We start from the raw sequence: 26,297 nt of genomic DNA, 5'->3' as shown, positions 1-26,297 counted from the left end.
CTCCTTATGCGCCGGCACGTCGCGCCGCTGCCTGGGTGATCCGGTCGAACATGACTCCGAGAAGGACGATGGCGAGCCCCGCGGCGAGCCCCTTCCCGTACAGCTGGCCCTGTGAGAAGCCGGCCACGACGTCGTAGCCGAGGGCGCCCGCGCCCACCAGGCCGCCCACCACGACCATCGACAGCACATAGATCAGGCCCTGGTTGGTCGCCAGGGTCAGGGCGCTGCGTGCCATCGGCAGTTGGACCTTGGTGATGATCTGCCAGGTGTTGCACCCGGCGGAGGTGGCCGCCTCCACGGTGGTCGCCGGCACGTTCCGCACCCCGTCGGCGATGATCTTCATGGCGACGGGGGCCGCGTAGACGACGGCGGCGACGATCGCCGTGAAGCGGGTCGCGCCGAACAGGGCGAGGAACGGCACGAGATAGACGAACGGCGGCATGACCTGGGCCGCGTCCAGGGTGGGCCGGATCAGCCGGTCCACCAGCGCACTGCGCCCCATCCACACGCCGAAGCCGATGCCGAGCAGCATCACCAGGACCGTGGCGACGACGGTCGACGCCAGCGTGGTCATGCTGTCCGACCACACCCCGGTGCCGACCAGCAGGCCCACGCAGACGGCCGTGGTGATGCCGGCGCGCAGGCCGCCGACGACGACGCCGAGCGCGATCAGGGCCGCGCCGACGAGCCACCACGGGGAGTCCGTGAGCAGTGTCTGGAACGGGTTGAGCAGACCGGTGGTGATGACGTCACGGATGGCGTTGGTCAGGCCCCCCAGGTTGTCCTGCGCCCAGGTGGTCACGCTGTCCGCCCCGCTGGAGATGGTGCTGCCGACGCCGCCCTCGCCGGGGAACTCCGCCGCCCACACATAGGTGTGGGAGAGGAATACCAGGACGGCCGCGATCGCCGCGCCCACGCCGAGGAGCGGGCGCCGCCAGGCCAGGAAGCGGTTCTTCGAACGCCGGGCCTCCTCCTCGCGTCCGCTCGCCGCGGTGGTGACCCGGTCCAGCACGATGGCCATGACGACAATGGCCAGGCCCGCGTTGAAGGCCGTGCCGACGTCGAGGGACTGCAGTGCCTGCACGACGGTCTTGCCGAGGCCGGGCGCGTCGATCAGGGCCGCGATGGTGACCATCGCCAGGGCGGCCATGATGGTCTGGTTGACACCCATCACCACGGTCCGCTTGGACATCGGCAGCAGCACCTTCGTCAGGGTCTGCCGTCGCGTGGCGCCCATCGAGTCGGCCGCCTCGACCGTGGTCGTCGGCACGGACCGGATGGCGTGCGCGGTGATACGGATCGCGGGCGGTGCCGCGTAGATCAGCGTGGCGATGGTGGCGGAGGCCGGGCCGATGAGGAAGAACAGCGTCAGCGGGGCCAGATAGACGAAGGTCGGCATCGTCTGCATGAAGTCCAGGAAGGGCGTCACGATCCGGTTGACCCGGTCGGACAGCCCCGCCCACACACCCAGTGGGATCGCGAACAGCAGCGCCACGAAGACCGCGGAGACGGTGAGGGCCAGGGTGTCCATGCTCTCCTGCCACAGGCCCTGAAGGCCCAGGAAGGTGAAGCCGGCCACCGCGAGGAGTGCGACCCGCCAGTTGCCCACGGCCCAGGAGACGTAGCCCACGATGCCCACGACACCCAGCCAGCCGATCTGCGGGACGGGCCGGCCGGCGGCGGGCTGCGAGATCAGCTCCTGGACGAAGGTCACCAGGGAGTCGATGACCAGGCGGATCTCATTGAAGAAGTACAGGAAGAGGGGGTTGGAGTTGCGGTTCGCGCCGATCGAGTCGTTGACGTCGTTGAACCACCGGTGCAGATCGGTCAGGTCGGCCGCCGCCAGGGTCAGGGTCTGCTTGCCGCGCAGCACGAGGAACAGCACCAGCCAGACGACGAGGATCGCGGCGACCACCATGGGCCGGCTGATCCTGCGCTCGGCCCTTGCGGGAGCGGCCGGTTCCTCGACGACCCCGGTCTTCTCGGGTTTCTCCATGGCGACGGTCATCACGCGTCACCTTCCCGCCCGGCGACCACCGCGAGGATCTCCTCGTCGCCGACGATGCCGAGCAGCTTGCCGTTCTCGACGACCTTCACCGGCTTCTCGGCGGCCAGTACGGCCCGGGTGGCCTCGCGCACGACGACGTCCGGACCCAACTCCGGTCCGTCCAGGGCGTCGTCGGGCTGTGCCGGGCGCATGATCCAGCGCAGGGTCAGCACGTCACCGCGTGGCACGTCCTTCACGAACTCGCGTACGTAGTCGTCCGCCGGGGCGCCCACCAGCTCGTCGCCGGTGCCGCACTGGACCATCTTGCCGTCGCGCATGATCAGGATGCGGTCGCCGAGCTTGAGGGCCTCGGAGAGGTCGTGGGTGATGAACACCATGGTCTTGCCGACCTCGTGGTGCAGGCGGATGACCTCGTTCTGCATGTCGCGCCGGATCAGTGGGTCGAGCGCGGAGAACGGCTCGTCGAAGAAGAGCACGTCCGGCTCGCCGGCCAGTGCGCGGGCGAGCCCGACGCGCTGCTGCATACCGCCGGAGAGCTGGTCGGGGTAGGAGTTCTCGTAGCCGGCGAGGCCGACGAGTTCGACGACCTCCATGGCCCGCTTGGCCCGTTCTGCCCTGCCCATGCCGCGGATCTCCAGCCCGAACGCCACGTTGTCGACGACGCGGCGGTGGGGCAGCAGACCGAAGTGCTGGAAGACCATGGAGAACTTGCGGCGCCGCAGGTCGCGCAGGCGTCCCGCGTCGGCCTTGCGGATGTCCTCGCCCTCGAAGACGATCTCGCCGGCGGTGGGTTCGATCAGCCGGGTCAGACATCGCACCAGCGTGGACTTGCCGGAGCCGGACAGGCCCATGACGACGAAGACCTCGCCGGGCGAGACGTCGAAGTGGACGTCCCGTACGGCTGCGGTGCATCCGGTGCGGTCCATGAGCTCGCGGCGGGTGAGGCCGCGCAACTCCTCGGAGTCCGGCACCTGGTCGGCCTTCGGCCCGAACACCTTCCACAGCCTGCGTACGGATATGACCGGGGTGGAGCCCGAGTCCTGCGGCGTGCCGCGCCGCTGCGGCACCTCGGTCTGTGTGGTCACGTTCGACCTCTTTTCGGCGTTCAGCCGCGGAACCAGTGTTGCGGCCGGGGTTGGATGTTCTGCCAGATGTGCTTGGTCTCCCGGTACTCGTCCAGGCCGGTCGGTCCCAACTCCCGGCCCACGCCCGAATGCCCGAACCCACCCCATTCCGCCTGCGGCACATAGGGGTGGTAGTCGTTGATCCACACCGTGCCGTGACGCAGCCGCCGGGCGACGCGCTGGGCCTTGCCCGCGTCCCGTGTCCAGACGGCTCCGGCCAGTCCGTACTCGGTGTCGTTGGCGATGCGTACGGCGTCGGCCTCGTCGGTGAAGCGCTCGACCGTGAGCACGGGTCCGAAGGACTCCTCGTGCACCACGCGCATGTCCTGTCGGCACTCGTCGAGCACGGTGGGGAGGTAGTAGTGGCCGTCGTCCAGGGCGGGGTCGTCCGGCCGGGCGCCGCCGCAGCGCAAACGGGCGCCCTCGGCGATGCCGGCCGCGACATACGCCTCGACCTTGGCGCGGTGCTGTGCGGAGATCAGCGGCCCGGTCTCGGCCTCGGGGTCGAAGGGGCCACCGAGGCGGATCCGCCGGGCACGGCGGACGACCTCGTCGACGAAGCGGTCGTGCAGGCGGTCCTCGACGATCAGCCGGGCGCCGGCCGAGCAGACCTGCCCGGAGTGCAGGAAGACGGCCGTGAGCGCGAAGTCCACGGCCGTCTCGAAGTCGGCGTCGGCGAAGACCACGTTGGGGTTCTTGCCGCCGAGTTCCAGCGCCACCTTCTTCACGCTCGCGGCGGCGGTGGCCATGATGCGTTTGCCGGTCTCGACGCCCCCGGTGAAGGAGACCATGTCGACGGAGGGGTGCTCGCTGAGCGGTGCGCCCGCCTCGGGCCCCGGGCCCAGGACGAGGTTTGCGGCACCGGCCGGGAGCCCGGCCTCCTCCAGGGCCTTCAGCAGCAGGATGGAGGTGGAGGGGGTGAGCTCACTGGGCTTGAGGACGATCGTATCGCCGGCCAGGAGCGCCGGGGCGACCTTCCAACTGGCCTGCAACAGCGGGTAGTTCCAGGGCGTGATCAGTCCGCACACGCCGACCGGCTCGTGGACGACGCGGCTCACGGCGTCGTCACGGCCGGTGTCGATCACACGGCCGGCGTCGGTGCCCGCCATGCCGCCGTAGTAGCGGAAACAGGAGACGACATCGGCGATGTCGTACTCGCTCTCCACCAGCCGCTTGCCGGTGTCCAGGGACTCGGCGCGGGCGAACTCCTTGGCGTCGCGCTCCATCAGGTCGGCGGTGCGCAGCAGGAGTGCGCCGCGCTCCCGCTCGGGAGTGCCCGGCCAGGTCCCCTCGTCGAAGGCGCGGCGGGCCGCGGCGATCGCCGCTTCGGTGTCGGCACGTGTCCCTTCCGACACGGTCGCCACGAGCGTGCCGTCGGCGGGGCAGCGGATCTCCCGCTGCCCGCCGGCCACCGGCTCACGCCATTCGCCATCCACGTACAGGTCTGCCACGCGCCGAGCCTTTCAACGAAGTCGTTGCGCATCGTGCACCCGATTGCTTGTGGTGGAACACCCTTGCGAACGACCGGACGGACGTCAAGAGGTTGGCCGATGACGATTTGACCATGCGATCACGTTCCCGGCCACCCTTGACCGGAAGCGGCACCGAGCAGACCATGTTGCGCATCGCTCACCATGTTGTGCAATGCGCACCGACGGAGGCCGACGTGTCCCCCAAGTTCCCCCGATCGCCATCCGGCCGCGAGTACGTTCTCACCCTCTCCTGTCCCGACAGTGCCGGTCTCGTTCACGCCGTGAGCGGCTTTCTCGTCAGGAACTCCGGAAACATCCTGGAAAGCCAGCAGTTCGACGACCGACTCCAGGACCGCTTCTTCATGCGGGTCCATTTCGACGTCTCCGATCCGAACGTCGCCCTGGAAAGCCTGCGTTACCGGTTCGGTCCCGTCGCTCAGGCCTACCGCATCTCCTGGGCGCTGAGCGAGGCCGCCACGCCGGTCCGGACACTGATCATGGTGTCCAGGTTCGGACACTGCCTCAACGACCTGCTGTTCCGCATGCGCTCCGGCTCCCTCAACATCGAGATCCCCGCGATCGTCTCCAATCACCGGGACTTCGAGGGACTCGCGCAGACCTACGGCGTCCCCTTCCACCACGTCCCGGTGACCAAGGAGACCAAGCCGGAGGCCGAGGCGCGGCTGCTGGAGCTGGTGCAGGAGCTGGACATCGACCTCGTGGTGCTGGCCCGCTACATGCAGATCCTCTCCGACGACCTCTGCAAGCAGCTGGAGGGCCGCGCCATCAACATCCACCACTCCTTCCTGCCCAGCTTCAAGGGCGCGCGCCCCTACGAGCAGGCCTACCAGCGCGGCGTGAAGCTGGTCGGCGCGACCGCCCACTATGTGACGCCGGACCTCGACGAGGGCCAGATCATCGAGCAGGACGTGGTCAGGGTGGACCACTCACTCGACCCCGGCGAGCTGGTCACGGTCGGCCGGGACGTGGAGGCGCAGGTGCTGGCGCACGCCGTGAAGTGGCACAGCGAGAGCCGCGTGATGGTGGAGGGCAACCGCACGGTCGTTTTCCGCTGAACGACTCGGCCACATGGGTGAGTGGGCCGGCTTCCCGGCCCACTCGTCGTATACGGCGAGGCTTCAGCCTCGCGTCTACTTCGCCTGCTTCCGGACGTCGGGGTAGCGGTAGTACGCGGCCGTGGACGGCTCCAGCGGCTGCCTGCCGAGGATGAGGTCGGCGGCCTTCTCGGCGATCATCATCACCGGGGCGTAGATGTTGCCGTTGGTGACGTACGGCATCACGGAGGCGTCCACGACGCGCAGGCCCTCCACGCCGTGCACCCGCAAGCTGGTGGGGTCGACGACGGACATGTCGTCGGTGCCCATCTTGCACGTGCAGGAGGGATGCAGGGCGGTCTCGCCCTCCTCGGCCACCCAGGCGAGGATCTCGTCGTCGGTCGCGACGCCCGGCCCCGGCGAGATCTCCCCGCCGCTGTAGGGGGCGAGGGCCGGCTGTTCGAGGATCCTGCGGGCCACGCGGATCGCCTCGACCCATTCGCGGCGGTCCTGCTCGGTGGAGAGATAGTTGAAGCGCAGCGCCGGGTGCTCGTTCGGGTCCTTGCTCTTGATCTTCACGGAGCCGATGGCGTCGGAGTACATCGGGCCCACATGGACCTGGTAGCCGTGGCCGCCGGAGGGCGAGGAGCCGTCGTAGCGGACCGCGACGGGCAGGAAGTGGAACATCAGGTTGGGGTAGTCCACGTCGTCGTTGCTGCGGGCGAAGCCGCCGGCCTCGAAGTGGTTGGTGGCGGCCGGGCCCTTGCGGAAGAGCCACTGGAGCCCGATGAACGGGGCCCGCCACTTCGCCATGTACGGCTGCATGGAGACGGGCTGCTTGGAGGCGTACTGGACGTAGACCTCCAGGTGGTCCTGCATGTTCTCGCCGACGCCCGGGAGGTCGTGGACCACGTCGACGCCGAGTGCGCGCAGCTCCTCGGCGTTGCCGACACCGGAGAGCTGGAGCAGCTGCGGGGAGTTGATCGCGCCGCCGCAGAGGATGACCTCCTTGGCGCGGACCTGCTTGACCGGGCCCCGGCCGCGCCGGCACTCGACGCCGACCGCGCGGTTGCCCTCGAAGAGGACCCGGGTGACGAGGGTGCGGGTCCTGACCGTGAGATTCGGCCGGTCCATGGCGGGCTTGAGGTACGCCTTCGAGGCGGACAGGCGGCGGCCGCGATGGACGTTGCGGTCGAACTTGGCGAAGCCCTCCTGCCGGTAGCCGTTGACATCCTCGGTGCGGGGGTAGCCCGCCTCCTCGGTGGCCTTGAGGAAGGCGCCGAACAGGGGGTTGGTGGCCGGGCCGCGTTCGAGCACGAGAGGGCCGTCGTGGCCGCGGAACTCGTCGTCCTCGTCGGCCGCCAGACAGTTCTCCATCCGCCGGAAGTACGGCAGACAGTGTGCGTAGTCCCAGGTCTCCATGCCCGGGTCGGCCGCCCAGCGCTCGTAGTCCATGGGGTTGCCACGCTGGAAGATCATGCCGTTGATGCTGCTGGAGCCGCCCAGCACCTTGCCGCGGGCGTGATAGACGCGCCTGCCGCCCATGTGGGGCTCGGGCTCGGACTCGTACTTCCAGTCGTAGAACCGGTTGCCGATCGGGTAGGTCAGCGCCGCGGGCATGTGGATGAAGACGTCCCACGGATAGTCGGAGCGGCCCGCCTCCAGTACCAGCACCCGGTTGGCCGGGTCCGCGGAGAGCCGGTTCGCCAGTGCGCTGCCGGCCGATCCGCCGCCGACGATGAGGAAGTCGAAGTGCACAGGAGCCATGGTGCCTCGTCTCGCTCGCGCCGTTGATACGCGAGGCATGCTAGCGGTGGGTTCGCGATACGCACCAGGTTGCGAACCGCGCAACTTTTCACGGGCTGATCACGGCTCTGTTGCTTGCCGTGGCGTTGTTTACTGCGCGTATAGTTTTACTGTGAGCAACTACAGCATGGACACGGAAACGTCGAACTCGCAGGCCGGCGGCGTCCAGTCGGTGGATCGTGCCATCAGCGTGCTGGAGATCCTCGCCCAGCGTGGTGAAGCCGGCGTCAGCGAGGTCGCGGCCGAGATCGATGTGCACAAGTCCACCGCCTTCCGCCTGCTCGGCGCCCTGGAGGCGCGCGGTCTGGTGGAGCAGGCGGGCGAGCGTGGCAAGTACCGGCTCGGTTTCGGCATCGTCCGGCTGGCCGGCGCGGTCACCGGCCGTATCGACATCACCCAGCAGGGCCGTCCGGTCTGCGAACGCCTCGCCGAGGAGCTCGGCGAGACGGTCAATATCGCCGTCATGCAGGAGCACTACGCGATCAATCTCTACCAGGTTCGCGGCCCGGGCGCGATCACAGCGCACAACTGGGTCGGCCAGCTGACCCCGCTGCACGCCACGTCGAGCGGCAAGATCCTGCTGGCCCACATGCCCGCGAAGGAGCGCGCCGCGCTGCTGTCCACCACGGGCATGAAGAAGGTCACCCCGAACACCATCACCGCGAAGACGAAGCTCGAGAAGAACCTCGCCGAGGCCCGCGAGCGCGGCTACTCCTTCACCCTCGAAGAGCTGGAGATCGGCCTGCACGCCTTCGCCGCGCCGGTCCGCAACCGGGACGGCGAGGTCGTCGCGGCCCTCAGCGCCTCCGGGCCCGCCTACCGCTTCACCGAGGAGCGCCTGCACGAGCTCTCCCCGGTGCTGCTCAAGGGCGCCGAGGAGATCAGCCATCGAATGGGCTACCTGGGCTGACCCGCCCGGCTACGAACGCGGGACGCCGAGTCGCTCGTTCACCCAGTCGTGGAAGGCACCGATGTGGTGCTCGCTCGGCACCAGCACGCCCCCCTTGGCGTACAGCCGGGAGCTCATGCCGGGCTGTGTGCGTTCGCACGCGTCGAAGTCCTGGCGGTTGACCCGGTCGAAGAGTTCCACGGACCGGCTGACGTCCTTGCCGCTGTCGACGACGTGCGGGAGGTAGAGCCAGTCGCACTCGACGATCGTGCGGTCGACGGACACCGGATACATCCGGTGGAAGATCACGTGGTCGGGGACGAGGTTGATGAACACCTGCGGCCTGACGGTGATCGCGTAGTACCGGCGGTCCTGGTCCTGTGCAACCCCGGGGATACGGTCCAGGCCCTCGGACCCGTCGACGGTGAAGCCCTGGACGTCCTCACCGAACTCGGCGCCGTGTCCGACGTAGTACTGGGCGGCGTAGCCGTCCGCGAACTCCGGGAGCACCTCGGTGAGTTCGGGGTGGATGGTAGCGCAGTGGTAGCACTCCATGAAGTTCTCGATGATGAGCTTCCAGTTCGCCCGGACGTCGTAGACGATCCGCCGGCCCACCGAGAGGCTGTCGATGTCGTAGCGCTCGATCGCCTCGACGTCGCCGAGGCGGGCGACGATCTCACCGATGACCTCCTCCTCGAAGGAGGGCGGGTTCTCCGCGAGGCACACCCACACATAGCCGAGCCACTCACGCACGGCCACGCTCACCAGGCCGTACTCGGTGCGGCCGACGTCGGGCATCTTGGTGAGGTTGGGTGCCGCGACGAGCTTGCCGCTCAGGTCGTACGTCCAGGCGTGGTACGGGCACTGGAAGGCCCGCTTGACCTCGCCGGACTCCTGGGTGCAGAGCTTGGCTCCGCGGTGCCGGCACACGTTGAAGTACGCGCGGATGCCGTTGTCCCTCGCCCGGGTGACGAGGATGCTCTCGCGGCCCACGTCGAAGGTGCGGAAGGCGCCGGGCTTCGCGAGGTCGGACGCGCGCGCGACGCAGAACCACATGGTCTCGAATATGCGCTCCTGCTCCTGGGCGAAGATCACCGGATCCGTGTAGGAGGAGCCGGGGAGAGTGGCGATCAGACTGTCCGGCAGGCTGGTCGAGGTCACGGTGCACTCCTCGGAGGACGTCGTGGCTGGGTGATGCCTCAGGGGCGGGGTCAGGACGTCGCCGCGGCGAGCTGCTTGCGCCAGCGGGTGAACAGGCGCGGTTGGTTCATCCCGAGCACGGCGACCGGGTCCCCGGCACGCCGGTAGACGGCGAGCACGTCACGGTCGTCGGTGGCGCCCGCCTCGACGGTCACGCTGTCGGCGCCGGCCGCATGCCCGACGAACTGGATCTTCACGCCGTACTGGTCGGACCAGAAGTACGGCGGCCGGGGCACACCCGGTGCCACCGCACCCCCCGCCAGCAGCGCGGCGACCGCGGCGTCGGGGCGCTCCCGCGCACCGGTCCAGTGCTCGACCCGGCGGTGGAAGCCCGCACGGGGGTCGTACCAGTTGGCGCAGTCGCCGACCGCGACCACACCGGCCAGGCTGGTACGGCCGTCCGCGCCGCACTTGACGCCGTTGTCGAGTTCGACGCCGGAGCCGTCGAGCCACTGCACGCACGGACTCGCGCCGACCCCGACCACGACGATGTCGGCGGGGAGGCTGCGGCCGTCCTCCAGCAGGACGGCGTCGACGCGGGTCTCCCCGCTCAGTCCCTTGACGCCCACACCGCACAACAGCCGTACGCCGTGGTCGGCGTGGAGCGCGGAGACGACGGCACCCATGGTCTCGCCGAGCGGTCCGGCGAGGGGTGTCGGCGCCACCTCCACCACGGTCACTTCGAGCCCGAGGGCGTACGCGGTGGAGGCGACCTCCGCCCCGATGAAGCCGCCGCCGATCACCACCAGCCGTCCGCCGCGGGCCAGTTCGTCGCGCAGGGCGCGGGCGTCGTCCAGGGTGCGCAGGGTGTGCACCCCGGACAGGCCATCGGAGCCGGGCAGCGTACGCGCCGCGGCGCCGGTCGCGAGGACCACTCCGTCGGCGCGCACCTCGCGTCCGTCGGCGAGCCGGACGGTGCGCTGCGTGCGGTCGAGTCCGACGGCGCGGGAGCCGAGCAGCCACTCGGCCCGCAGGTCCTCGTCGTCCGTCTCCAGCGCGAGCTCCGTCTCGCCGAGGGTGCCGGCCAGGAACTCCTTGGACAGCGGGGGCCTGTCGTAGGGGCGGTGCAGCTCGTCCCCGATGACGACCAGCCGTCCGTCGTAGCCCTGCTTGCGCAGGGAGCGGGCCGCCGACAGACCGGCGAGCGAGGCGCCGACCACGGCCACCGTCCTCACGCGACTCCCCCGGCGAGCCGGGCTGCGATGCAGGGCGGCAGGTTGGGGGCGTCCATGGACAGCCGGACGTGGACCACGCCGTCCTCGACGACGACCTCATGGGTCCGGACCGGGAGCTTCGCCGGCGGGGCGTCGACCGCGCCGGTACGCAGGTCGAACTTCGAGGCATGCAGCGGGCATTCCACCTCGCAGCCCTCCAGCCAGCCGTCGGCGAGCGACGCGTCCTGGTGGGTGCAGGTGTCGTCGATGGCGAAGAGCTCGCCATCGTCGGTGTGGAACACCGAGACCGGCGGATCGATATCGAGCCGGAGGGCCTCGCCTCGCGGGAGATCCGCGAGACGGCACGCGGGAATCATCATGACACCTCGGTGCGTATAGCGAAACGGATTGCGATGAGCGCAACGCCAGTCTGAAGGCCGCTCGGAAGCGTTGTCAAGGCATCCATGGGGCTCGTTCGGACGGGCCGTTCACACGATTTCCGGGCAGCTCGAAACGCCCGAACCACCTGCGGAAACAGGTGGAACGGGCGCCGTACGAAAACCATCCGGGGGGCGGTCAGAAGCCGCGGTCGAGCCACTCCTGGAGGTGCGGGGCCTCCGCGGCCACGGTCGTGGCTTGCCCGTGCCCGGTGTTCACGACCGTGTCGCCCGGCAGAGTCAGCAGCCGCTCCCTGATCGACTCGACGATGGTCGGGAAGTCGCTGTACGACCTCCCCGTCGCCCCCGGCCCGCCGGCGAACAGGGTGTCGCCGCTGAAGAGCGCCGTCAGGGCCGGCGCATACAGACAGACCGCTCCGGGGGCGTGGCCCGGCGTGTGCAGCACGGTCAGTTCGATGCCGGCCACCGTGAGCACCTGGCCGTCGGACAGATCGCCGTCGGGCATCCGGTCGGGGTGGGTCTGCTTCCACAGCGGCAGGTCGTCGGCGTGGAGCAGAACCGGGGCCCGGGTGCGCTCAGCGAGTTCGGGAGCGGCGTCGATGTGGTCGTTGTGGGCGTGGGTGCACACGATGGCCCGCAAGGTGCGGTCCCCGAGGGCTTCGGCGATCGCCCCGGCGTCGTGGGCGGCGTCGATGACGATCGCCTCGGTGTCGTCGCCGACGATCCACACGTTGTTGTCGACGTCCCAGGTGCCGCCGTCCAGGGAGAACGTCCCCGAGGTGACGAGGCGTTCGATGCGGGCGGCCATCAGAGGATCACCACGGAGCGCAGGACGTCACCGTGGTGCATGCGCTCGAACGCCTTCTCGACGTCGTCCAGCGCGATGGTCTCCGTGACGAAGGCGTCCAGGGGCAGCCGGCCCTGCAGATGGAGGTCGATCAGCATCGGGAAGTCCCGGCTCGGCAGGCAGTCGCCGTACCAGGACGACTTCAGGGCGCCGCCGCGTCCGAAGACGTCCAGCAGCGGCAGCTCCAGCTTCATCTCCGGGGTCGGGACACCGACCAGGACGACCGTGCCGGCGAGGTCGCGGGCGTAGAAGGCCTGCTTGTACGTCTCCGGGCGGCCGACCGCCTCGATGACGACGTCGGCGCCGAAACCGCCGGTCAGCTCACGGATCGCCTCGACCGCGTCGGAGTCCTTGGAGTTGACGGTGTGCGTCGCGCCCAGTTTCCTGGCGGTCTCCAGCTTGCGGTCGTCGATGTCCACCGCGATGATCTTCGCCGCGCCCGCGAGGCCGGACCCCGCGACCGCCGCGGCTCCGACACCGCCGCAGCCGATGACGGCGACCGAGTCACCCCGGTCGACGTTGCCGGTGTTGATGGCAGCGCCGATGCCCGCCATCACGCCGCAGCCCAGCAGGCCTGCCACGGCCGCCGACACGGCCGGGTCGACCTTCGTGCACTGCCCCGCCGCCACCAGCGTCTTCTCCGCGAACGCACCGATGCCCAGCGCCGGCGACAACTCGGTGCCGTCCGGCAAGGTCATCTTCTGCTTCGCGTTGTGGGTGGCGAAGCAGTACCACGGCCGGCCGCGCAGACAGCCCCGGCACTGCCCGCACACCGCACGCCAGTTGAGGACGACGAAGTCGCCGGGGGCGACATCGGTGACGCCCTCCCCCACCGACTCCACGACACCGGCGGCCTCATGGCCGAGCAGGAAGGGGAAGTCGTCGTTGATGCCACCCTCGCGATAGTGCAGGTCGGTGTGGCACACCCCGCAGGCCTCGATCTTCACCAACGCCTCGCCCGGGCCCGGATCCGGCACGAGGATCGTCTCCAGGCTGACGGGGGCACCCTTGCCCCGCGCGACGACAGCACGGACCTGGTGCGTCATGGCCACTCCTCGGCTGGTCGAGACCGGAATCAGATGTTGCTCATTACGGCACGCATCTCGTACGTCGCAACACAGCATCAGGGAGAGCCGAACGGCGGTCAAGAGCCCGACAAACCGCGGCATGACCCCTTCCATGGAACCGACCACCATGGCATGCTCACGCCACCACGGATCTGAACGCTATTCACACTCTTGAACACCACAGTCAGGGAGTGGCTCATGACTGCAAGATCCCGCTTGGGTGTCCTGCTGGCGGTCCTGGCCGCGTTCACCACCGGCGCCGTCCCCGCAGCCTCGGCTCCGGCCGAGGCACAGCGGGCCCCTCGCATCCCCCACACCGCCGTCCTGGACGGTCAGCGTCTGCACCAGACGAAGATCCGCATCGACCACGGTGATCCCCAACTCCGCCAGGCACTGAGGGCGTTGCGGACACGCGCCGACAGATGGCTGAACCAGGGTCCCTGGACGGTCGTCGACAAGCCCCGGCCCGCGCCCGGCGGCGACGTCCACGACTACCTCAGTCAGGCGCCGTACTGGTGGCCGACCAAGGCCCCGACCCAGGACAACCCCTGGGGCTGCCCGTATGTGCAACGTGACGGCGAGCGCAACCCGGAGGTCGACTCCGGCACCGACCGCCAGGACGTCGAGAAGACCTTCGACTCCAGCTACGACCTCTCGCTCGCCTGGTACTACACCGGCGACAAGCGGTACGCCGAGAAGGCCGGGCAGGTGCTGCGGACCTGGTTCCTCGATCCGGCCACGAGGATGAACCCGAACCTCGACCACGCCCAGTTCATTCCCTGCAAGTACGACGGCCGCGCCATCGGCATCATCGACTTCTCGCAGTCGTACACCAGCGTCCTCGACGCAATCGCCCTGCTGAAGACGGGCGCTCCTGGCTGGACCGCGGAGGACCGCACCGGCATGGCGCGGTGGAACACCGCCTTCCGCAACTGGCTCCTCAACAGCGACTTCGGCAAGCAGGAGGCCGCCGCCACCAACAACCACGGCACCTTCTACGACATGCAGCTCGCCGCCCTCGCCTACGCGACCGGCGAAGAGGACCTGGCCCGCCGGACGGTCCTGGACGCCCGGAGCAAGCGCATCGCGCCGCAGATCGCGTCCGACGGCAGCCAGCCGCAGGAGCTGACCCGGACCAGGAGCTGGCACTACTCGACGTTCGACCTGGTCGCCTACACCCGGCTCGCGGACATCGGCCGGCACGTCGGTGTGAACCTGTGGGCCTACCGAGGACCTGACGGGCAGAGCCTGTTCAAGGCCGTGGACTATCTGCTTCCCGCGGCGACGGGAGCGGCCGCCTGGCCGCACCCCGAGATGGAGTTCCACCGGTACGCGGCGGCCGACGTCGTGCACGCGGCCGCCGACGCCGGGGACCGGCAGGCGCAGCGAGCCGTACCGCTGCTGGAGGCGCCGCCGGGCGGCGACCTGTGGGCCCTGCGCCCGGCGGCGGAACAGCTGGACTCCATCGCGGGGTGACCGCCGGCCCTACCGGGTCAGACCCTGGAAAGGTCGATCGCTCGGTCGACGTCCTGCGGCTGCAGCACCCGCAGGATGCCTTCCAGCAGGTAGTAGTCGGCGTACGGAAGGGAGATCTCGATCCCGTCCTCGGCCGGACGGTTTCGCGTGCAGCGGGCCACCACTGCTTCCGCGCGCGCCGAGTCCTTCGTCAGGCACGTCTCCGAGAGCGCGGTGAGCAGCCGCAGCGCCACCTCGCGGTAGGCGTGCCTGCCGGTGGCCGCGGACAGGTCGAGCAGTCCGCACGCCATGATCGCCCCGGCCGACGCGTCCTTGATGTCGTACGGCTGTTGCGGCGCGCGGTAGTCCCACACCGGGACGTGGTCCGCGGTGAGCGCCCCGATCGCGAAGTCCGCGAGTCTGCGGGCCGTGGCCAGGAACTCGGGATTCCCGGTGCGGCGGTACATCGTGGTGAACCCGTACAGTCCCCACGCCTGACCGCGCGACCAGCACGACGTGAGGCTGTACCCCTGCACCGTGTTCGGGCCGATCGCGGCCCCGCTGCTCGGGTCGAAGTCGTAGACGTGGGGCGTCGATCCGTCCGGGCGCAGGAAGACCCGCTGAGCGGTCCTCGCGTGCTCCACAGCGATGTCCAGGTACTTGTCGTCGCCGGTGCGGCTGCTCGCGAACGCGAGCAGGTCGAGGTTCATCATCGTGTCGATGATGACGCGGCCGGCGTTCCGCTCGTCGTTCAGCGCGCCCCACGCTCTGATGAAGCGCCCGCGCGGGTTGTACCGCTGGATCAGGGAGTCGGCCGCCCGTACGGCACCGGTCCGCCACGCCTCGTCGCCCGTCAGCCGCCAGGCGGTGACCCAGGACGGGTAGAAGAGGAAGCCGAGGTCGTGCGTGCCGGTGTCGTACTGGCGCGGGGCCAGCTTCTGCGCCGAGGCCAGCGCCTGCGTGCGGAAGGTGTCGTCCTTGCTGTAAAGCCAGGCCATCCACAGCGTGCCCGGCCAGAACCCGCCGACCCAGTCGCCGTTCTGCGAGTAGGTCCACTTCTCGAACTTCGTGCCGACGGGGAAGGCGGTCACGGTCGGTGCGACGGCATGCAGCTTCTCGACGGCGTAGTCGGCCGCCGTGCGGAGCCTGCGCAGGGTCGATGCCGGTGTCCGACCGGCGTTCACGTCCGCGGCCGTGGCGGATGTCGAGGAGGCGCCTGTCGCTGCGGCGCCGACCGCCGTGGCCAGCACCGTCCGCCGGGAAACGCTCATGCCGGTTCCTCCAACTGGTCAATGGGAGAACGGAGTTGACCGAGCGTTGCACGGCGGACGCACTGCTGTACACCCATGTGAGCCATGTTCATCAGTGTGAACACGGTCGGGATCGACGGTGCTCACCGGTGGCAGCTGCTGATCCCCGGTCGCCATGGGCAGGCGATTGCGGCGAAGCCGCCGTTGGCCACGACATCCACGCCGAGGGTGTCTCCGCCGCGCAGCACCTGCCGGTTCCGGACGAGCCCGTCGGCGCCGTCCTCGATCGTCTCGACCAGCCACCGCCCGGGGCCGATGGTCAGCGGCACCTCGGCAGCGCGGGCGGCACCTGCGTAGACGCCGCCGAGGAACCAGCGGTCGCCGCTGCGACGGGCGAGTACGGCATCCTGACCGGGTCGGCCCGCGAGCAGCCGGGTGTCGTCCCAGGCTGCCGGGACCTGGTCGAAGTAGGCCCGGGCCAGGGGACGTTCGTCGTAGGACCCGGGAGTGCCCGCGAACATCTGCTGGCCCGACTCGTAGGCGACGGTGAGCCCGACCTCGGCCGCGTCGGAGTTGGGGCGCAGGCCGACGCGCTGGAAGGCGCCCGGGGTGAAGTCCATGGAGCCGATGACGTTGCGGGTGAAGGGCAGGGTGGTCAGGTGAGCTGCGGTGTTGGTGCGCTTCTCCTCGCCGGCGACGCCCTCCAGGGTCATGACCTGTGGCCAGGTGCGCTGGATGCCCTTGGGGATCGTGGAGCCGTGGAAGTCGACCATGAGGTGGTGGGCGGCGGTCTCCTCAAGGATGGCGTCGTACCACCGGAGCATCGGCTGCGCCTCGGAGTTCATGAAGTCGATCTTGACTCCCTTGACGCCCCAGCGCTCCAGGGTGGGCAACCACTGGGCGCGCTCCTCGGGTGTGTCGAGGTCGCGCTGGTGGATCCAGACGATGATGCCGACGCCCTTGGCGCGCGCGTGGTCGACGAGTTCGGGCATCCAGCTGTTGGTCTGCCAGTTCGGGTCGGTGGTGTCCCACTCGTCGGTCTTGAAGTACCAGCCGGCGTCGACGGCCTCGTAGCGCCAGTTCCGTTCGGCCGCGTAGTCGACGTAGGCCTTCTGTGCGGTGAGGCTCTGGCCTGCCTCCTTGCCGCCCGCGAGCCAGGTCCACAGGACCGTGCCCGGCCGGATCCACGAGGGGTCGGCGACCTTGGAGGCGGGGGCGAGGTCGTCGGTGAAGGTGGACCGGGTGACGGTGGCGAGGTCGCCGGTGACCATGGCCCGCCAGGGCGTGGCGAGCGGGCCGTCGGTGCGGATCCGCTCGTCGGCGAGCTTGATGCGGTAGGTGCCGGCGCCCTTGTCGTGTGCGAGTCGGGCGCCGGAGTAGGTGCCGGTGAGGTCGGACTCGGCGAGCAGCGTGTAGCCGCCGTCGGTCGCGAACAGCGCCTGGTCCGAGTACTCGCCGGTGGGGGCGGTGGCGGCGGTGTACTGGATGAACTGGCCCTCGTTGTCGACCCGGTAGGTGCCCAGCCACGCGCTCGCGTCCGGCGGCAGGTTGAAGGCGGAGGTCTCGCCGAGCACGTCTCCGTACCCGGCGGGCAGGACGTACCGGTAGGCGATGCCGTCGGGGGCGGCGCGGACGACGAGGTCGAGCCGGGCGCCGGAGGCGGTGGCGAAGGACAGCCGGGTCTCGTTCATGCGGGCCCTGCGGTCCAGGCGCTTGCCGGACCGGGTCCGGTACCGCTCGTCGACCAGCCGGTCCCTCCGGTGCAGGAAGCGCAAGTCCTGGGAGAAATCGGCCTGTTCGGTGACGATGCCGACCGGCGACGGTTCGATGACCGTACGGCCGCCGCGGGACACCGCCAGGCTCAACGTGCCGTCGTCCAGCGTCACTTGAGCACGTGGCGACGCCTTGCGTTCGGGGGCGGACACGGACCAGACGTGCTCGTTCTGTTCGGCCCGCGCGGGCGCGGTCGTGAGGAGTGCGGCCACCAGCCCGGCGCAGAGCGCGGCGGCCGCGGTTCTGATCGGAACAGCCATGAGGGTTCTCCGTGGTGTGGATCCGGATGGACGGTTGCTACGGCAGTCCCCAGGCCGGACCCGGTTCGCCGACGGCGACGGGTGCGATGACGAGGTCGGGCCGGGAACCGGAGTGGACGAGGACCTCGCGGCCCTTGGGCAGGTCGATGGCGAGGGTCCCGTCGCCCAGGTCGCGGGTACGGGCCGGGGTGCCGTCGTCGAGCAGCACGGTGAGCCTGCCGGTGAGGCCGTGACGGAGCTTGAGCGGTTCGCCCGCCAGGCTCCTGATCCGGATGAACCGGGTGGTCCCGGCCTCGCGGACGGCGCTGACCAGGAAGGCTCCCTGGGTGCGGAAGTCGTGCAGGGTGACGTCCGCCCAGGCGGTGGGGACGGCCGGGAAGACGCGGATCACGCCGCCCCAGCTCTGGCAGAACATGTCGTGCAGGGACTGCGAGGCAGACAGCGGCGTCTCGATGACCGGCCCGGCCTCGGTGTAGTGGGTGTTGGCCTGGCAGGGGTAGCGGGTGGACGTGTCGAAGAACTTCCGCAGGTAGCCGATCGCGGTGTCGCCGTCGCCGGTCATCGCGTAGATCGAGGCGGCTCCGGTGTAGCTGTAGCCGCGGTGGGCGCCGGTGATGGCGTGCCAGTGCTCCACCGACTTGGTGATCAGGTCGCGGCTCTCGTGCTGGTCCCAGGTGACGAGGTACAGCGGGTACACCATCAGCAGGTGCGAATAGTGCCGGTGGGACTGCGCGTACGGGGTGTCGGCGCCGATCATGAAGCCGTCGGCGTCGACCGGGTACGGCGCGAGTTTGGCCAGCACCTCGCGCCAGCGTGGGGTCAACTCGTCGTCGATGCCGAGGAGTTCGGCGGAGTCGATGAGGGTCTGGCAGCCCCAGCGGATGAGGGCCAGGTCGTAGTTGGTGTCCTGGGGCGGTACGACGGGGTACTCGGGCGAGAGCGTGCTCGGCAGGTGGAGCTTGCCGTCGCTGCCCGGAGTGAGGAAGTGCAGGTAGTAGCTGATGGCCCGGCGCAGCACGGGGTAGATCGTGTCGCGCAGCAGGTTCCTGTCCATCGAGTGCCGGTAGGACAGCCAGACGTTGTGCAGCGCCCAGGTGAGGTTGCCGGCCTCGCCGCCGGTGCCGATCACCGGCACACTCCGGGTGGCGAACATGTCGGAACTGCGGCCGACGCCGGAGCTGTCCGCGCGGTAGGCGGCGGGCACGTTGGCGATGAGCTGTTCCTGGTTCTGGCGCACGGTGGTGGCGAGCGCGTCGAGTTCCGGGTGGTTGGAGCCGTGGATGAGCCAGTACTCCAGCTGGATGTTGAGGTTCCACCAGACCGCGGGCCAGGGGGTGGGTTCCAGCCAGGGACCGCAGGTCGCCATGACCGGGCCGTCCGCGCGGCTGGCGGAGGCGACCTTGTAGAGCTGGATCCAGTGGAAGCTCTGGAGCCGCTGGTCGGGGAGCGAGACGAAGCTCTTCCGGTAGAACGCGTGCCACCAGCGGTTGTGCCGACGCCTGAGGGCGCCGTACGACGTCGCGCGGCGCAGGTTGCGCAGCGAGTCGGCCTCGGCGGCGGTCTCGGAGGGGAAGCTGTGTCCGACGCTGAGCAGCAGGTCGTCGCCGGTCCGACGGTGTGCGGTGGCGGTCTGACCGCCGCCGGTGAGGGGCTGGAGCACCTGATCGGTGCCGTCGGCGGTGGTGTGCGTGGTCCAGGGCGGGTTGGCGGTGTAGTCGGCGGGCGGCGCCTCGCTGATCTTTCGTGGGCTGATGGCCTCCTCGGGGTGGAACGTCCAGTCGACCCGTTCGTCGCCGTCGGCCGTCGCGCGTACGGCCAGGACCTCGTCGTGGATGAGGGCGGCGAGGGTGAGCGTGCCGGCCGTGGTGGTGACGGTGCCGGTGAGTTCGGCGTTCCACAGGCTCAGCCGCCAGTCGACGGCGGTGATGGTGCCGACGGGGTCGAGCGTCAGATGCCCCACCGGTAGCCGGCAGGTGCCCCAGCCGCTGCCGAACTCGGGGCGGTGGTCCTGGACTCGGCCGTGCTGGACGGTGAAGCGGATCCGGTTGGCGCCGGGCTCCTGGTAGACCATGCTGCCGAGCAGTCCGTCGCCGAGGAACGGGCCCTCGTACCAGCGGGTGGGCAGTTTGGTCCACAGCAGGTCCTGTCCGCGCAGGAACGTCGACCAGGCGCCGTCGGTGGACATGGTGTTCCGGAGTCTCCAGGGGTGCCGGCGCGCCGGTAAGGGCACGTCTGCGTGGGCCGTCCCGGGAAGGGCCGCCGCTGCCGCGCCGCCGAGCGCGGTGCCGAGTACGGCTCGGCGGGCCACCTGCGAGCGTCTCTCCGGCTGTGAGGTCATCTTCGTCCTCCAGACCTGACGATCGTCGATACATCGGGTGTATCGCGGAACCTAGCAGGCCTAGTGCACCTGTCAATGACCTCAACTGCACCGGGAATAGCGCCGATAGAGGCCACTAATCAGCTCTGACCTCCATACCTATGTCAGCGAACCCCGTCCAAGTTCCTGACTCATCCGATGTATGGAGAGACACCGTGGGGCGTAAGTCGCGCAGCCATGGCTTGAGCAGGAGGGCCGCCTCGTCCGGGAACGCGGTGAGGACCAGCAGTTGGCGTCGCCGGGGCTCGTCCCGGAGACGGGCCGCAGAGTGCGGGTGCGGGACGGAGAGGCCCTGCCGGAATCGCCCTTGCCGCGGGAGGCACGTCGAGCGCCTCCCGCGACCGGCCCCGCGCCGTCCGACGGGCCCGCTCACCCCGGCTCGGGTCGACGACGCCTTCGGCGAGCGCCATGTGCTGCGCGCATACCCGAGAGCGACCTCCCCGAGGGGCTCGAACATCCAGGAAGCAGGAGGCACTTGCGGGACATCGGCATACCCGCGATGCGGGTATGCCACAGCGCCCCATACGACGCCCATCCGGGCAACGCGATGCGGCCCCCGGCCGACGGCGCCCTGTCCGAGGAGGGTCTGCCCGACGGCGTGGCCGCGGCGGGCCTGATCGCCGTCGGCGCCTTCGAGTACGGTGAGATCCATCTGCATCGCCACGACGGGACCGTGCACATCTGGAGCGGACTGCGGGGCCCGGCGAAGCGGACACTCGTGCCGCTCGCCCCGGACCTCGACGTCTTCACCCGCATCCTCGATGCCATCTACCGCTACAGCAACGCCTGCTGGCACCCCTAGTCGGTGGCGCAGATCTTCCTGGACGAGATGGACGAGCCGGCCCCGGGCCTGTTCGACCGCGACACGCCCAGCGGCAGCACATGGAGCCGGCTCTACGCGGGCATCACGGAGCTGGGCGTGGACGGCTTCCAGGACAGGACGAAGGAATCCGGGTGCGCGGCTAGGTTGGCGGCTGTGGATCTCAACGCCGTACGCACCTTCGTCGCCGTCGCGGACGCCGGCCAGTTCCAGAAGGCCGCCGTCGACCTGGGCCTCACCCAGCAGGCCGTCTCCAAGCGGGTCGCCACGCTGGAGAGGGACCTGGGTGTGCGGCTGCTGACCCGCACACCGCGCGGCGCGGAGCTCACCATCGACGGGCAGGCGTTCCTGGCCCATGCCCGGACCCTGATCCAGGCCGAGGAGAGGGCGAGATCCTCGGTACGTCCCGGCAGCCGTGCCCTGCGCGTCGACGTGGTCGGCCGACGGGTCTCGCTGGCCGGGGTGCTGCGCGACTTCCACCGCGCGCATCCCTCGGTCGCCCTGGACGTGGTGATCCTCCCCGGCTCCGAGGAGGCCATCGCGGCCGTCCGGGACGGTGTCATCGACGCCACGTTCCGCGCGGTCACGATGCCCGGGCAGCGGATCCCCGACGGCATCGAGATCACCGCGGTCCACGACGAGCCGCTCCACCTGTTCACCGGCCCGGCGCACCCGTTCGCCGGCGCCTCGGCGGTCACCCCCGCTCAGCTGGCGGGCCATCCGATCTGGATGCCGGGCAACGTCCCCGGCGCGGAGTGGACCGCGTACTACGAGGCGCTGGCCGCGGACTTCGGGCTGACCATCGAGGCCACCGGCCCCAACTTCGGTGTCGAGGCCCTCATCGACACGATCGCGGCCTCCTCGACACTGGCGACCTTCCTCGGCACTCAGACGCCTCTGGTCCGGCCCGCCGGGTACGACATGCGGCTCATCGCGCTGCGCGACCCGACACCGGTCTACCCGCACTCACTCCTGTGGCGCGCCGACAACCCGCACCCGGCCCTCACCGCGCTCCGGGAGCACTTCACGTCGGTCCGCCGGGACCCACCGGGCGGCGAGATCTGGACACCGACATGGGCTCGGCGCAGGTGACGGGCCTTGGGGCAGCCACCTTTCGGCGAGGGTGCGCCCATGCCCGCACGGCTGACCGCCGACCGGCGATCACGGGGTCCTGAAGTCGTCCACCCGTTCTCCCTCGGCCTGGGACGGCTCGGTCCTGGGGACGTCGGGGTGCTGCTCGACCGCCGCGCGCTCCGCCGGTTCATCGCGTTCGCCCTCGGCCTGGGAAGGGGTGTGCGAGTACAGCCAACGGTCGTAGTCCGAGGCTCGGGTCTTCATGGCTGACCTCCGTTGGTCGCTCATCTCCATGCTGCGCCCGGCCCGTCGCACCGACCAGCCCGGCTCACCCGGTGAGTCCGAGCGCGGCGCAGGCGGAGCGGAGCCTGGGCGTGCAGATCTGCTGTGTGGTGTAGAGGCCGCCGTCGACGAGGGTCTGCTTGAGGTTCGCTGCCGTCACCGCTCGCGGAGTGAGCAGGATGGACGGGATGTCCTGGTGCGTCGGGCTGTCGGTGGTCGTCGTCGAGACCTCGTCGGCGCCGTCTCCGTTGCCGAGGGCGACGGCCATGGCGGCGGCCGCGGCGGCCTCCTTCTCGAACGGCTTGTACACGGTCATGTACTGCTCGCCGGCGACGATGCGCCGCGCGGCCTCGAGGTCGGCGTCCTGCCCGGTGATCGGGGGAAGCTGGCGGACACCGGCGTTCTTGAAGGCGGAGACGACGCCCGCTGCGATGGCGTCGTTGGCCGCGACGACACCGCTGATACGGTCCGCCCCCAGGGCGGAGATGGCGGCGGTCATGTTGGCGTGGGCGTTCTCCGGGCTCCAGCCCACGGTGTCGTACGACCTGGCGATCTTGGCCTTGCCCGCGATGACGGACAGCGCGCCCTTGCGGAACCACGCCGCGTTGGCGCTGCTCGGATCGCCGTTCATCATCACGACCGTTCTGCCGTTGCGCCTCTCCCGCATGGCCTTCAGGATCGCCTCGCCCTGCAGCCGGCCGACCTGATCGCCGTCGAAGCTGACGAAGCCGGAGATCGCGCCCTCGGCGAGCCGGTCGTACGCGACGACCGGGACACCCGCCCGGCGTGCCTCCTGGATAGGGGAGCGCAGCGCCTTGCTGTCGGCGGGGTCGAGGATCAGGACCTCGACCCCCTTGGTGATCATGGAGATCATCTGTTCCCGCTGTCGCGCCGCGTCGTTCTCGGCGTTGGCGTACACCATGGTGCAGCCGGGGCACAGCTGCCTGAGGTGCTGTTCGATCAACGGCTTGTCGGACTGCTCCCAGCGGGGAGTGACCCGGTTCGGGAGCAGCAGACCGACCATGTAGCTGTCCCCGCCGGCCTCGTCGTCTCCGCCGCAGGCGGCCAGGGGCACCGTCAGCAGTCCCACGACGAGCGCCGCGACGACGTGCAGCATTCGGGTCCTCATGGCAGCTCGCCCCGTTCCGTCGAGAGGCTCGAGTCGGCCGGCGCGGGCCCGCGCCGCGGCACGGTGACCTCGCTCCACACCTGCTTCCCGCCGGCCACCGGCACCGAGCCGAAGGAGTCCGACACCGCTTCGACGAGGAGCAGGCCCCGGCCGCCGGTCGACTCCCAGTCCACGATCACCGGCTTGGCGGGAGCCCGCGGCGAGGCATCGCTCACGCTGACCCGTACCCGGTCGCCGCGCAGCATCAAATCGAGGGTGACCGACCCCTGGGTGTGCACCAGGGCGTTGGTGACCAGTTCGGACACGACGAGCAGCACCGCGTCGGCGGCTTCCTGGACGTGCCACTTGCGCAGGGTGCGCGCGGTGAAGCGGCGGGCGTGCATGACCGCGTCGGGCAGCCGCCACACCACCCAGCTGGACCGGATCGGCCGGGTCCGCATGCCGTCGTAGCGCAGCAGCAACAGCGCCACGTCGTCCTCACGCCGGCCGATGTCGCCGAGCAGCGCGTCGGCCATCCGCGCCGGATCCGCCGGGTCGGCCGCGGCGAGCGCGCTGCGCGTCCGCTCCATGCCGACGTCCAGGGGCAGATCGGCGGCCTCGACCAGACCGTCGGTGACCAGGGCGAGCACCGAACCGGGGGTCAGTGCGACCGCTGTCATGGGGAAGTCCGCCTCGGCGAGGATCCCCAGTGGCGGCCCGCCCTCGACCTGCACCTCCTCGGTGCCGCCGTCGGCGTGGCGCAGCAGCGGTGACAGGTGCCCGGCCCGCACGAACAGGGTGTTGCCCTCCTCCATGTCCAGTTCGACATAGCAGCAGGTGGCGAACAGGTCGGTCTCCATGCCGACCAGAAGACGGTTGGCGTGGGAGACGACCACGTCGGGCGGGTGGCCCTCCACGGCGTACGCCCTGACCGCCGTACGCATCTGGCCCATGATCGTGGCGGCGGCGGCACTGTGCCCCTGCACATCGCCGATGACCAGCGCCACCCGGTCCTGGGACAGGGCGATGACGTCGTACCAGTCACCGCCCACCTGGAGCCCGCGCCTGGCGGGCAGGTAGCGGGCGACGGCCGTTCCGCCGGGCAGTTCGGGCAGGCGACGGGGCAGCAGGCTGCGCTGCAGCATGGTCGCGAGTTCCTGCTCGGCGTCGTAGGCGTGGGCCCGTTTGAGGGCCTGCCCGATCAACGCCGCGGTGGCGGTCAGCAGGGACCGCTCCTCGGGGATGAACTCGTGCGGCTGCTCCCACCCGACGAGGCACACGCCGGTGACCCGGCCCTTGGCCGGGAGCGGCAGGACGGCCAGGCCGCCGGCGCCGATGCCCGCGAGTCCGGGTTCGAGGGCCGTGCCCGCGGGCCACAGATCCATCCGGCCGTCCTGGAGGGCCATCTGCAGGGTGGGCAGGGCGCCGACCGGCGCGTCGGGCCACTCGGAACGCCACTGGGCCCGCCACAGGTCGGGCCAGGCGTCGGGCTGCGGCGGGTCGAGCAGGGTCACGACGAGGCGGTCCTCTCGCACATCGGCGAGCGCCACCCGGTCGGCGCCGAGGGGCTCGCGCAGCGCGGTCACCGCGACCCGGCCGACGTCGCGGACCGTCGCGGCGTCGTCGAGTGCGGCGGTCAGCCACTGGATCCGGGAGACGTCGTCGGCGCTGCGGCTCTTGACCGAGGTGGCCGTGACCACGCCCAGCACCTGCTCCGGCCGGTCGTCGATGTGCGGTACGACCCGGCAGATCAGGCTCAGCCAGCGCATCTCGCCGGTGGGACAGCGGACCCGGAACTCCAGCTCGCGCCGGCCGGGCGTCTGGGCGGAGGGCTCCAGGACCGACATCAGGGCGGGCATGTCCTCGGGGAGGGCGTGCGCGAGGAGGGTGTCCGCCTTGCCGTCGAAGTCGTCCGCGGTCGTGCCGACCAGTTCGAGCAGGGTCCCGTCCGCCTCGATCAGTCCGGTGTCCGGCTCCAGCACGAAGGAGCCGACGCGCAGACTTCGCAGGGCACGGCTGAGCAGGCCCGAGGTCGCGGGCCGGCCCGACTCGGCCTGCAGCAGACCGGCGAGCGCGTCGGCGTACCGCTCGAGGAAGCGCTGCTGCCCGGCGTCGAAGCCGTCCGCGGAGGCCCCCACGACGACCAGGCAGCCCAGCCGGATGCCTTCCCTCTCCAGGGGCAGCGCGCCGAGCGACGCCGCTCTCGCTCGCGGCGGGGTGGGGGCGCCGACGGGGTAGGAGGCAAGGGCCGCGGCGTTCAGCCACAGCGGACGGTCGGTGCGGAAGGCGTGTGCCGCGGCCGATCCGCCCGACAGGGCGAGCCGCTCGGGCAACCGGTATTCGGGATTGGCGCCCCCGGCCGTCTCCAGCAGCTGAAGCGCGCCGTCGCCGGCATTGGGCGCGTAGACGGCCGCCAGCGCCGCTCCGGCGAACGTCAGGGCCCGGTCGCTCGTGGCGGCCTGCGGCCCCGTTGGCGGTGAACCGGTGTCTGCGGTGCCGACCTCGGATGCCCCCGGGGCCGAAACTCCGGTCCGGGCACGGCCGTCATGAGGCATGTCCGCAACCAACCTCCCGTCCGTGCCGGAGGTGCCGAAGGAGATCGGGGCACCTCCCGCCGCCCCGGTCGCTCCCCCACCAGAATCGCATAAATGAATGAGCCGGACATATCTGCCTTTTTCTCCCTCGATTTACGCCCGGTCCTCCGCATTGCTCCTGGTCATCCTCAGACCCTCGCTGCGTTCGCAGATCACCGCGGCCGGTGTCAGACTGACGACTGAGAAGGCCAGGTGTCGCCATGCTCCATGCGGCTGCCGCCGGTGCAGGACCGGCCCGGTCGAGCCACCACCGCGCCGGGGTGGGCGAAGGCGCGCCGCACTGG

The 26,297-nt window shown here is 70.2% G+C and carries 20 protein-coding genes; 5 read left to right on the top strand and 15 right to left on the bottom strand.

Translation table 11 applies throughout. The annotated features are described in order from the left end of the window. Positions 1-4: 4 nt before the first annotated feature. From ACZ7L5_RS34405 to ACZ7L5_RS34395, 3 genes are read right to left on the bottom strand one after another with little or no spacing between them, the layout of a single operon-like run. Complete coding sequence (locus ACZ7L5_RS34405; protein ID WP_471521838.1) at positions 5-2,008, bottom strand: ABC transporter permease; 2,004 nt, start codon at positions 2,006-2,008, stop codon at positions 5-7. After that, the gene (locus ACZ7L5_RS34400) at positions 2,008-3,093 is read right to left on the bottom strand and encodes a quaternary amine ABC transporter ATP-binding protein (protein ID WP_328883176.1); all 1,086 of its coding nucleotides are present in this window, start codon (positions 3,091-3,093) and stop codon (positions 2,008-2,010) included. The genes ACZ7L5_RS34405 and ACZ7L5_RS34400 overlap by 1 nt, the downstream gene beginning before the upstream one ends. Positions 3,094-3,113: 20 nt before the next feature. Continuing rightward, a complete protein-coding gene (locus ACZ7L5_RS34395; RefSeq protein WP_471521835.1) occupies positions 3,114-4,583 on the bottom strand; it encodes an aldehyde dehydrogenase family protein in 1,470 nt (489 codons plus the stop codon). A gap of 215 nt (positions 4,584-4,798) precedes the next feature. On the opposite strand from ACZ7L5_RS34395, the gene purU reads away from it, so the two are divergent. After that, complete coding sequence (purU, locus tag ACZ7L5_RS34390) at positions 4,799-5,680, top strand: formyltetrahydrofolate deformylase (protein ID WP_471022828.1); 882 nt, start codon at positions 4,799-4,801, stop codon at positions 5,678-5,680. Between the two features lie 75 nt (positions 5,681-5,755). Here the strand turns inward: purU and betA are convergent, their stop codons facing one another. After that, the gene (gene betA, locus ACZ7L5_RS34385; protein WP_471521833.1) at positions 5,756-7,426 is read right to left on the bottom strand and encodes a choline dehydrogenase; all 1,671 of its coding nucleotides are present in this window, start codon (positions 7,424-7,426) and stop codon (positions 5,756-5,758) included. A gap of 166 nt (positions 7,427-7,592) precedes the next feature. Here betA and ACZ7L5_RS34380 point away from each other — a divergent pair, with 166 nt between their 5' ends. After that, a complete protein-coding gene (locus ACZ7L5_RS34380; protein ID WP_471522102.1) occupies positions 7,593-8,375 on the top strand; it encodes an IclR family transcriptional regulator in 783 nt (260 codons plus the stop codon). Positions 8,376-8,384: 9 nt separating this feature from the next. On the opposite strand, the gene ACZ7L5_RS34375 is transcribed toward ACZ7L5_RS34380, so the two are convergent. From ACZ7L5_RS34375 to ACZ7L5_RS34355, 5 genes are all read right to left on the bottom strand, one after another. Next, positions 8,385-9,515 carry an aromatic ring-hydroxylating oxygenase subunit alpha gene (locus tag ACZ7L5_RS34375; RefSeq protein ID WP_471521831.1) on the bottom strand — a complete coding sequence of 377 codons (1,131 nt, stop codon included), beginning with the start codon at positions 9,513-9,515 and terminating at the stop codon, positions 8,385-8,387. A 50-nt stretch (positions 9,516-9,565) separates the two neighbouring features. Further along, complete coding sequence (locus ACZ7L5_RS34370) at positions 9,566-10,729, bottom strand: NAD(P)/FAD-dependent oxidoreductase (RefSeq protein WP_471521829.1); 1,164 nt, start codon at positions 10,727-10,729, stop codon at positions 9,566-9,568. Continuing rightward, complete coding sequence (locus ACZ7L5_RS34365) at positions 10,726-11,088, bottom strand: bifunctional 3-phenylpropionate/cinnamic acid dioxygenase ferredoxin subunit (RefSeq protein ID WP_328429278.1); 363 nt, start codon at positions 11,086-11,088, stop codon at positions 10,726-10,728. Before ACZ7L5_RS34365 ends, ACZ7L5_RS34370 begins: the two co-directional genes overlap by 4 nt. A gap of 196 nt (positions 11,089-11,284) precedes the next feature. Then, positions 11,285-11,914: an MBL fold metallo-hydrolase gene (locus ACZ7L5_RS34360; protein WP_471521827.1), complete on the bottom strand. Its 630-nt coding sequence runs from the start codon at positions 11,912-11,914 to the stop codon at positions 11,285-11,287. Beyond that, positions 11,914-12,999 (bottom strand): S-(hydroxymethyl)mycothiol dehydrogenase, encoded by a 1,086-nt coding sequence (locus ACZ7L5_RS34355; protein WP_471521825.1) that lies wholly within the window; start codon positions 12,997-12,999, stop codon positions 11,914-11,916. Before ACZ7L5_RS34355 ends, ACZ7L5_RS34360 begins: the two co-directional genes overlap by 1 nt. A gap of 219 nt (positions 13,000-13,218) precedes the next feature. Here ACZ7L5_RS34355 and ACZ7L5_RS34350 point away from each other — a divergent pair, with 219 nt between their 5' ends. Next, complete coding sequence (locus ACZ7L5_RS34350; protein WP_471521823.1) at positions 13,219-14,496, top strand: alginate lyase family protein; 1,278 nt, start codon at positions 13,219-13,221, stop codon at positions 14,494-14,496. Between the two features lie 17 nt (positions 14,497-14,513). Here the strand turns inward: ACZ7L5_RS34350 and ACZ7L5_RS34345 are convergent, their stop codons facing one another. From ACZ7L5_RS34345 to ACZ7L5_RS34335, 3 genes are all read right to left on the bottom strand, one after another. After that, the gene (locus ACZ7L5_RS34345) at positions 14,514-15,746 is read right to left on the bottom strand and encodes a glycoside hydrolase family 88 protein (protein WP_471521821.1); all 1,233 of its coding nucleotides are present in this window, start codon (positions 15,744-15,746) and stop codon (positions 14,514-14,516) included. Positions 15,747-15,868: 122 nt separating this feature from the next. Continuing rightward, complete coding sequence (locus ACZ7L5_RS34340) at positions 15,869-17,758, bottom strand: glycoside hydrolase family 97 protein (protein WP_471521819.1); 1,890 nt, start codon at positions 17,756-17,758, stop codon at positions 15,869-15,871. A 37-nt stretch (positions 17,759-17,795) separates the two neighbouring features. Next, positions 17,796-20,096: a glycosyl hydrolase family 95 catalytic domain-containing protein gene (locus tag ACZ7L5_RS34335; protein ID WP_471521817.1), complete on the bottom strand. Its 2,301-nt coding sequence runs from the start codon at positions 20,094-20,096 to the stop codon at positions 17,796-17,798. A gap of 514 nt (positions 20,097-20,610) precedes the next feature. On the opposite strand from ACZ7L5_RS34335, the gene ACZ7L5_RS34330 reads away from it, so the two are divergent. Beyond that, complete coding sequence (locus ACZ7L5_RS34330; protein ID WP_471521815.1) at positions 20,611-20,937, top strand: hypothetical protein; 327 nt, start codon at positions 20,611-20,613, stop codon at positions 20,935-20,937. A 174-nt stretch (positions 20,938-21,111) separates the two neighbouring features. Further along, entirely contained in the window at positions 21,112-22,047 is a 936-nt protein-coding gene (locus tag ACZ7L5_RS34325; RefSeq protein ID WP_471522100.1) for a LysR family transcriptional regulator, read from the top strand. A 69-nt stretch (positions 22,048-22,116) separates the two neighbouring features. Here the strand turns inward: ACZ7L5_RS34325 and ACZ7L5_RS34320 are convergent, their stop codons facing one another. The 3 genes from ACZ7L5_RS34320 to ACZ7L5_RS34310 form a co-directional block, all read right to left on the bottom strand. Beyond that, the gene (locus ACZ7L5_RS34320) at positions 22,117-22,293 is read right to left on the bottom strand and encodes a hypothetical protein (protein ID WP_362379010.1); all 177 of its coding nucleotides are present in this window, start codon (positions 22,291-22,293) and stop codon (positions 22,117-22,119) included. Positions 22,294-22,357: 64 nt separating this feature from the next. Next, positions 22,358-23,440 carry a sugar ABC transporter substrate-binding protein gene (locus tag ACZ7L5_RS34315; protein WP_471521813.1) on the bottom strand — a complete coding sequence of 361 codons (1,083 nt, stop codon included), beginning with the start codon at positions 23,438-23,440 and terminating at the stop codon, positions 22,358-22,360. Then, positions 23,437-25,974, bottom strand: a complete 2,538-nt coding sequence (locus ACZ7L5_RS34310; protein ID WP_471521811.1) for a SpoIIE family protein phosphatase — start codon at positions 25,972-25,974, stop codon at positions 23,437-23,439. Before ACZ7L5_RS34310 ends, ACZ7L5_RS34315 begins: the two co-directional genes overlap by 4 nt. Positions 25,975-26,297: the final 323 nt, after the last annotated feature.

It is taken from the genome of Streptomyces sp. NPDC107528 (assembly GCF_055639295.1).
This window is presented reverse-complemented; position numbering and strand designations above follow the sequence as displayed.